This window comes from Plesiomonas sp. (assembly GCF_051650925.1).
Classification (GTDB): domain Bacteria; phylum Pseudomonadota; class Gammaproteobacteria; order Enterobacterales; family CAMTGL01; genus Plesiomonas.
The window spans coordinates 1-6,118 of sequence record NZ_JBOFRH010000305.1; the positions used below are offsets into that span (position 1 = coordinate 1).

Sequence of the window (6,118 nt, forward strand, 5' to 3'; positions counted from 1 at the left end):
CCAGATAGGAGCTTTTCAGCTCTTCTTCGATATTGACCGGCGTGATTTCTTTGGCTAGGTCGCTCATGGCGCCACATTCCCTCAGCTAATTGTCGTCTGACCGGATGAAAAAGGTGTAAGACTATACCATAAAAGCAAACTTTACGCCCAGTGTATAAAAAACAAGACACGGGCCTCCCTGCCGAAAAACCACGGCTACAACTGCCGGAACGTTCAGGTTACCTCCATTTGTACACGCTATCTATTCACCAAAATTTGTAAATTCCGCCAATCTACCCGCAGCAGATATTTATCTGCGGCAGATCAGGTATAATTGTCATAATAATAGTGTATGAAGGGATGCGTTTTATCCATGCAAAACAATCGTAATGTTGATGATCACGAAATCGCCAAATTTGAAGCCGTTGCCTCAACGTGGTGGGATCTCGAAGGTGAATTTAAGCCGTTACACCGCATTAATCCGCTGCGTCTTAGCTATATTCTTGATGCCACTGAAGGTGTTTTTGGCAAAAAAGTGCTCGATGTAGGGTGTGGTGGCGGTATTTTGTCAGAAAGTTTGGCACGTGAAGGCGCACACGTTACTGGTCTGGATATGGGCGCAGAGCCGCTGCAAATAGCACGCCTGCATGCGCTAGAAAGCGGTGTTGATGTCAACTACATACAACAAACGGTTGAAGAGCATGCTGATCAGCATGCCGGTCAATATGACATTGTCACCTGCATGGAGATGCTAGAGCATGTGCCTGACCCAGAATCAATTGTCCGCGCTTGTGCACGCTTGGTCAAACCGAACGGTCATGTCTTTTTTTCCACTCTAAACCGCAATCCAAAATCATTTCTATTTGCGATAGTCGGCGCAGAATACCTGTTACGCATGGTGCCCAAGGGTACACATAACTTCAAAAAATTCATCCGCCCATCAGAGTTGCTGCACTGGATTGATGCCACCCCACTACGTGAACAAGACATTATGGGGATCACCTTTAACCCCTTACTCAATCAGTTCTCACTGCGCAAAGATATCGATGTCAATTACATGATCCACACCCGTTGCGACGATCTTGCATGATCCTCTGGCTACTTAGGTACACGCAATATCTCCCGATATTGCGACTATCACAGTAGCCGGAAGTACTTAAAGACCCGATGATCCTGTTATAGCAAAATTTGATCTGCTGCATGTTTATCCGGTTTGCATAAAAGCTGTGCGAACTGCTTCAGATCAAAAAAAATTTTTTCTGGCGAGATAATTTTAATAAAAAAACCTTGCATTTTGAAGAAGCGAAATACGCTGTTTATGTCAAAGTAAGTGACTACTCACAACACCAAGATTCAACACAGTTATCCACAAGATCACGGTTTTTTGTGCACTTGCATCTGCGGTGATACCTCACTATCTTGTTATGCAATTCCCGTAGACACCCCATATGTTGTGTTGCATGCTTATTCTACTCTGTCAAGTACAGAGCACAGTGGCATGCAACCTTGTGCGTATTTGCGTATCGGCTCATCCCATCGCATGTATGCACCGTCAAACACCGCGAAACAACGCGGTGCAACATCATAATAAGTGTCTGCTGTGTTACCCACTTTCTACATTACATTGGCTGAATAAAAGAACTATGACTCAATCTCTGCTAGTAACTAAACGTGACGGACGCGAAGAGCGCATTGATCTGGACAAAATCCATCGGGTCATTACATGGGCGGCTGAAGGTCTTAACAATGTGTCGGTTTCGCAGGTTGAATTACGTTCGCACATTCAGTTTTACAATGGGATCAAAACCGAAAACATCCACGAGACCATCATCAAAGCAGCAGCCGATCTGATCTCGCGTGAATCCCCAGATTATCAGTATCTGGCTGCGCGTTTGGCTATTTTCCATCTGCGTAAAAAAGCCTATGGTCAGTTTGAGCCGCCGGCACTGTACACCCATGTCAAAAACATGGTGGCACTTGGCAAATACGACGCTGAACTGCTGGAAAATTACAGCGAAGAAGAGTTTTCGCTGATGGATGAGTTTTTGGATCACTGGCGTGATATGAACTTCTCGTATGCTGCAGTAAAGCAGTTAGAAGGGAAATATCTGGTACAAAACCGTGTCAGCGGCAAAATTTATGAGAGTGCTCAATTCCTGTACATCTTGGTTGCAGCCTGTCTGTTTGCGAACTACCCACGTGAAACACGTCTTGACTATATTCGCCGTTTCTATGATGCGATCTCAACATTCAAGATCTCACTGCCAACACCGATTATGTCTGGTGTACGCACCCCAACCCGCCAGTTCAGCTCATGTGTGTTGATCGAGTGTGGTGACAGCCTTGACTCTATCAACGCTACATCCAGCGCCATTGTTAAATATGTCTCACAGCGTGCAGGCATCGGCATCAATGCCGGCCGTATTCGTGCTCTGGGCAGCGAAATTCGTGGCGGGGAAGCATTCCACACCGGTTGTATTCCTTTTTATAAGCACTTCCAAAGTGCGGTGAAATCGTGCTCACAAGGCGGCGTACGCGGTGGTGCAGCAACACTGTTCTACCCGTTATGGCATCTGGAAGTAGAAGACCTGCTGGTACTGAAAAATAACCGCGGTGTCGAAGAGAACCGTGTACGCCATATGGATTACGGCGTACAAATCAACAAGCTGATGTATCAGCGTCTGATTAAAGGCGGCAACATTACCCTGTTCAGCCCATCAGATGTACCGGGTTTATATGATGCATTCTTTATGGATCAGAACAAATTCGAACAGCTGTATATCCAATATGAGCAAGACAGCAGTATCCGTAAAAAGAGTGTTAAAGCTCTAGATCTGTTCTCATTGATGATGCAAGAGCGTGCGTCTACCGGCCGGATTTATATCCAAAACGTTGATCACTGCAACACGCACAGTCCGTTTGATTCACATGTGGCTCCGATTCGTCAGTCAAACTTGTGTCTGGAAATTGCCTTGCCAACCAAGCCGATGAATGATGTGAACGATGAGCAGGGTGAAATTGCACTTTGTACATTGTCTGCATTCAATCTCGGGGCTATCAATAGCCTTGATGAGCTTGAAGAGCTAGCTGATTTGGCCGTTCGTGCACTCGATTCACTGCTTGATTACCAAGACTACCCAATTCCAGCTGCGCAACGGGGTTCAATGGGCCGCCGTACTCTGGGTATTGGTGTCATTAACTATGCCTACTATTTAGCGAAAAACGGCGTACGTTACTCTGATGGCAGTGCCAATGATCTGACTCACCGCACCTTTGAAGCAGTTCAATACTTCCTGCTAAAAGCATCGAATAAGCTGGCAAAAGAGCAAGGAGCTTGCCCGTGGTTTAATGAAACCACCTATTCACAGGGCATTTTACCGATTGATACCTATAAAAAAGATCTGGATCTGCTGACTAAAGAGCCGTTGCACTATGACTGGGAAACGCTGCGCCACGAGATTAAAACTCACGGTTTGCGTAACTCTACCCTGTCGGCACTGATGCCATCAGAAACGTCATCACAAATATCGAACGCAACCAACGGTATTGAACCGCCGCGTGGTCATATCAGTGTGAAGGCTTCGAAAGACGGGATCTTAAAGCAAGTTGTGCCTGAATATGATGAACTGCAAAATGCCTACGAGCTGCTGTGGGATATTCCTAACAATGATGGTTACTTGCATATTGTTGGGATAATCCAGAAGTTTATCGATCAGTCGATTTCGGCAAATACTAACTACGATCCGGCACGCTTCCCAGGTCAAAAAGTACCCATGAAGCAACTGCTAAAAGATCTGCTGACCGCCTACAAATACGGTGTTAAGACACTGTATTACCAAAACACCCGTGATGGTGCTGACGATCTGCAAGATGACATGATGCCATCCGCAACTGATGATGATTGCGAAAGTGGTGCATGCAAAATCTAACGGCATGATCTGAACTTAAATGAAAAGGATCGCCTTCTCATCAAGTGCGATCCTTTTTTTATTTTTGAGTGTCAGAGATGATCATTTTTTTTGGATGTAAGAAAACACTCAGGGCGCTATACTCTGCAGCTCTGTTTTCTTTCAGAACAAAGGTAACTTTTCATGGCTTACACCACGTTCAGTCAACATAAAAACAATCAATTATTAGAACCGATGTTCTTCGGCCAACCCGTTAACGTGGCTCGTTATGATCAGCAAAAACATGAGATTTTTGAGCGTCTGATCGAAAAACAGCTCTCTTTCTTCTGGCGACCAGAAGAGGTTGATGTCTCTCGTGACAGAATTGACTATCAATCACTGCCAGAGCATGAAAAACACATTTTTATCAGTAATTTAAAATACCAGACGCTGCTCGACTCTATTCAAGGGCGTAGCCCGAACGTAGCATTGCTACCACTCGTTTCTATTCCAGAACTTGAAACGTGGATTGAAACGTGGTCATTTTCCGAAACCATTCATTCGCGCTCATACACCCACATTATCCGCAATATCATGAAAGACCCTGCGGTGGTGTTTGATGATATCGTGGTCAATGAAGAGATTAAAAAGCGCGCTACCGATATTTCAGGCTATTACGATAAACTGATCCACGACAGTAATCTGTATCACCTGCTCGGTGAAGGCACACATACGATCAATGGTACAACCCACACGATCAGCCTGCGGGAGCTGAAAAAGACGCTGTATCTGTGTCTGATGAGCGTCAACGCGCTCGAAGCGGTACGCTTTTATGTCAGTTTTGCCTGTTCGTTTGCCTTTGCTGAACGCGAGCTGATGGAAGGCAACGCCAAGATCATTAAGATGATTGCACGTGATGAAGCACTGCACTTAACCGGCACACAGCACATCATCAATTTAATGCGTACAGGACGTGATGATCCTGAAATGGCGGAGATTGCAACAGAGTGCGAAGCGGCCTGTTTTAATCTGTTTTTAGAAGCGGCAGAACAAGAGAAAAATTGGGCTGAGTATCTGTTTAAAGATGGTTCTATGATTGGCCTGAATAAAGATATTTTGTGCCAGTATGTTGAATATATCACCAATATTCGTATGCATGCGGTGGGCCTGATTATGCCATTCCCAGCGCGCTCAAACCCGATTCCGTGGATTAACAGCTGGCTGGTCTCTGACAACGTACAAGTTGCACCACAAGAGGTAGAAGTGAGCTCGTATCTGGTTGGTCAAATTGACTCTGAAGTGAATCAGGCAGATTTAGACGATTTTGAGCTCTAAACGCTATTTTCGGATCACCTTGCGTGATCCGAATTCAGTTTGTGTCTCGCCTGCGGTAATTGAGTATCGTGGGCAGCAAAGCTTACTTGAAACACTTGAGCAGGCACAGTACCACCCCGAGTTTCAGTGTCGCTCGGGTTTTTGCGGTGCGTGCCGCACCCGCTTACTCAGTGGACACGTTACCTATCAGCAAGAACCTCTAGCATTTATTGCTGCCGATGAAATTTTGCCCTGCTGCTGCATCCCCGCATCTGATATTGAAATTGAACGCTAGAAATTAAACTCCCATCGTCAATTTCACTGCCCTATCCGTTCTGATTTAGATCTCTGTTTACGAATATCGACCGCTTATATTGGCTTTTTTGCCGCCTGCTGTACCGTACCCGATTTAGGGATAACCACCGTTTCAAGTGACTCTATCCACTCATAGTGGCCAAAAATATCACGTGACTCCAAGTAGCGCCGCAACATATCGAGCAGCAATGTAGTCACAACAACCCGCTGTTCGGCAGCATGGCGTACATTCAGCTTCACCCGCTGACCAAATTCATTATTTCTATCCGCCAACGCAACTGCCACTTCAATATGGTTATCAACCAGTAAAATCCGTGATGTAGATAACCCCAAATCAGCTCCGGTTCTCTCTCGGCTCGCCTCTGCCATAGCAATAGCATGCCCGAGCAGTTTTTGGTTATCTGGCAAGCGCTGATCTGTCTGGCCAATCACCCACCCCTGACGCAGAGCCAGTGCAGTTCGCTGATCATCTTGCAATGTGGCTGCCACTAACCCACCGGTAAAGGTTTCAGAAAGAGACAATGTTATTTTACTCAGTGCTAAAAAATCACCCAACTGTTCAGGTAATGATCCGCTGCCCGAAAAAACAATATTATCTTCCAAAATATCAGCAATCTGATTCA

Annotated in this window: 6 protein-coding genes; 4 read left to right on the forward strand and 2 right to left on the reverse strand. The window is 45.6% G+C overall.

The window, feature by feature from the left end:
- Nucleotides 1–67: hypothetical protein (locus ACRC27_RS07180; RefSeq protein ID WP_438634109.1), on the reverse strand; the 67-nt coding region annotated here is incomplete at its 3' end.
- Nucleotides 68–352: 285 nt separating this feature from the next.
- Here ACRC27_RS07180 and ubiG point away from each other — a divergent pair.
- From ubiG to yfaE, 4 genes are all read left to right on the forward strand, one after another.
- Entirely contained in the window at nucleotides 353–1,069 is a 717-nt protein-coding gene (ubiG, locus tag ACRC27_RS07185; protein WP_438631641.1) for a bifunctional 2-polyprenyl-6-hydroxyphenol methylase/3-demethylubiquinol 3-O-methyltransferase UbiG, read from the forward strand.
- A gap of 553 nt (nucleotides 1,070–1,622) precedes the next feature.
- Entirely contained in the window at nucleotides 1,623–3,908 is a 2,286-nt protein-coding gene (gene nrdA, locus ACRC27_RS07190; protein WP_438621871.1) for a class 1a ribonucleoside-diphosphate reductase subunit alpha, read from the forward strand.
- 162 nt (nucleotides 3,909–4,070) lie between these two features.
- Nucleotides 4,071–5,201, forward strand: a complete 1,131-nt coding sequence (gene nrdB / locus ACRC27_RS07195; protein ID WP_438621872.1) for a class Ia ribonucleoside-diphosphate reductase subunit beta — start codon at nucleotides 4,071–4,073, stop codon at nucleotides 5,199–5,201.
- Nucleotides 5,202–5,220: 19 nt separating this feature from the next.
- Nucleotides 5,221–5,475: a class I ribonucleotide reductase maintenance protein YfaE gene (gene yfaE, locus ACRC27_RS07200; RefSeq protein ID WP_438621949.1), complete on the forward strand. Its 255-nt coding sequence runs from the start codon at nucleotides 5,221–5,223 to the stop codon at nucleotides 5,473–5,475.
- A 74-nt stretch (nucleotides 5,476–5,549) separates the two neighbouring features.
- Here the strand turns inward: yfaE and ACRC27_RS07205 are convergent.
- A partial coding sequence (locus ACRC27_RS07205; RefSeq protein ID WP_438639531.1) for a hypothetical protein occupies nucleotides 5,550–6,118 on the reverse strand: 569 nt, incomplete at its 5' end.

Coding starts and splice junctions, on each gene's coding strand:
- ubiG (WP_438631641.1), top strand. CDS start 353: ATGCAAAACAATCGTAATGTTGATGATCACGAAATCGCCAAATTTGAA.
- nrdA (WP_438621871.1), top strand. CDS start 1,623: ATGACTCAATCTCTGCTAGTAACTAAACGTGACGGACGCGAAGAGCGC.
- nrdB (WP_438621872.1), top strand. CDS start 4,071: ATGGCTTACACCACGTTCAGTCAACATAAAAACAATCAATTATTAGAA.